This is a genomic window from Vibrio sp. OPT46, assembly GCF_015163535.1.
Classification (GTDB): domain Bacteria; phylum Pseudomonadota; class Gammaproteobacteria; order Enterobacterales; family Vibrionaceae; genus Vibrio; species Vibrio alginolyticus.
Genome location: NZ_JADDYG010000307.1, coordinates 1 through 635 on the forward strand (window position 1 = coordinate 1; position 635 = coordinate 635).

Annotated in this window: 1 pseudogene; it reads left to right on the top strand. The window is 38.9% G+C overall.

Going from position 1 to position 635, the window contains the following annotated elements:
• A pseudogene (locus IQR33_RS14940) lies at positions 1–173 on the top strand (ornithine cyclodeaminase family protein); the annotation flags it as partial.
• Positions 174–635: the final 462 nt, after the last annotated feature.

Here is a 635-nt window from a genome sequence, read left to right on the forward strand (position 1 = left end):
AACATACGGTAAATCCACTCGTTACTGAGATTGGTCAGGTCATAACGGGAAATGCTCAAGGGAGAAAAATGGATAAAGAAATCACCGTTTTTGATAGCTCTGGCATTGCCATTCAGGATCTATTTGTCGCAGCAAAACTATTAGATTTGGTCGATAGAAAGGCTGCTGAATAATTTAGTCTGTCCAGTTGTGTTCACATACTAAAAGTGACTTTGCCATACCTAAAGTAATTCATGAAAAACTACATTAGCAAAGTCACTAGCAAACTTTTGTCCAAAAGTTTCTTACGCGGGGTTATGGTTGTATGATGCAAAGGAGTTGCTATTAGGCAGAGTGCTTTCTCGTATAGCAGAGCGCTGACTAGCAATAAAATGTCGAGACTTTCTTAGATCGAATTGGCGGGATAGTTGAGAATTTTGGGGTGATTTTCTCAGGTTTTGGTTAGAGAAAGGGCTTCTTGTAGAGAAAGTTGTGAATCCATTGGTATTACTGGCCTCTCTCATGATTCATAAAAACAAAAATTAATTCTTGTGGAGATTAAATCATCCCAACCGTCCTTAGTCGAATACAAACAAGCCTTTCATTGATTAAATGAAAGGCTTGTTTGCTATTGGGGCTCCCAACTTTGACGTCTC